Origin of the sequence: Bradyrhizobium sp. PRIMUS42 (assembly GCF_023006515.1) — a bacterium.
Lineage (GTDB): Bacteria > Pseudomonadota > Alphaproteobacteria > Rhizobiales > Xanthobacteraceae > Bradyrhizobium.
This window is the reverse complement of record NZ_JALBGZ010001247.1, coordinates 1-1,045: the sequence shown is the minus strand read 5'-3', so window position 1 is coordinate 1,045 and position 1,045 is coordinate 1. Positions and strand designations below refer to the sequence as shown.

Sequence of the window (1,045 nt, the reverse complement as noted above, 5' to 3'; positions counted from 1 at the left end):
CGACGCTTGTTGGCGGGGTTGGCGATCCAGTCTTCGATCAGCGCGCGCGCATTCGCTCGTGTCAGCGCAGTGTCGGCGGCGCGCAAATGGCGCAGCCAACCGAAGCCGAGCAGCGCGACCTCCCAATCCTCCGACGGCGGCTCGAGATCGAAGATCGAGCGGCCGTGGCAATTGACGATCTTGCCGGCAAAGACGAAGCGGCCGGCATAGATTTCGGCGGCGCGGGTCGCATCCGCGGTGCGCAGGTCGTGCGGCGCGATGATCAGCCGGTCGGTGCGACCGGGCCAGACCCGCGACAGCGCAACGGAACCGCCGCTCGCGCGCGCGAGCATGTTCCGCGCGAAGCGGTTCATGACCAGCGTCGAGATACGTCTGCGTTGAGCGACCGACACGCCTTGCCTTGAAGGGGGAGAGGATTCCGACGAATCCCTATTAATCCCAAAATCGGCCGTCTTACACCACCTTGAACGTGTGAGAATCAGCGTCGGGGTCGCAAAATCCAGTGCAAAATCAGGATTTAACGAGCCGGGCTGCGAAAAATCCGTCAAGCCCGCCGAGCTTGGGATCGGCGTTCGGCAGATGACTGGGCAAAGTGCGCAGATCGCCTTCGGCGGTGATGACTTCGTCGAGGCCCGCGACCTCCGATGCCTCGATCGGGACGCGGCGAAGCGCAGGCTCTGCAGCCAGCAGCGTCGCCACTGCCTGCTCGCCTTCCTCAGGTTCCAGCGAGCAGGTGCAATAGACCAGCGTCCCGCCCGGCTTGAGCAGCGACACCGATTTTCGCAGCAGCCGCTGCTGAAGCGCGGTCATGGCGGTGACATCGGATTCCTGCCGCAGCCACGCCACGTCGGGATGACGGCGGATCGTGCCGGTCGAGGTGCAAGGCGCATCGATCAGAATACCGTCGAAGCCCTCGGTGGGGCCGGCCCATTCCACGGCGTCAGCAACGACAGTCTCGGCCTGGAGCGACAGCCGCGCCAGGTTTTCGCGCAGCCGCGCCACCCGGGCCGGCGAGCGGTCGATTGCCGTGACATGCGCGCCTGAT

General features: G+C 65.5%; 1 protein-coding gene and 1 pseudogene. Both read right to left on the bottom strand.

Features of this window, described 5'->3' with window-relative positions; all coding sequences use genetic code 11:
• A pseudogene (locus MOV75_RS39425) lies at positions 1-353 on the bottom strand (heparinase); the annotation flags it as partial.
• A 157-nt stretch (positions 354-510) separates the two neighbouring features.
• Positions 511-1,045 (bottom strand): RsmB/NOP family class I SAM-dependent RNA methyltransferase (locus MOV75_RS39420; RefSeq protein ID WP_369010498.1); only part of this gene is annotated, 535 nt, incomplete at its 5' end.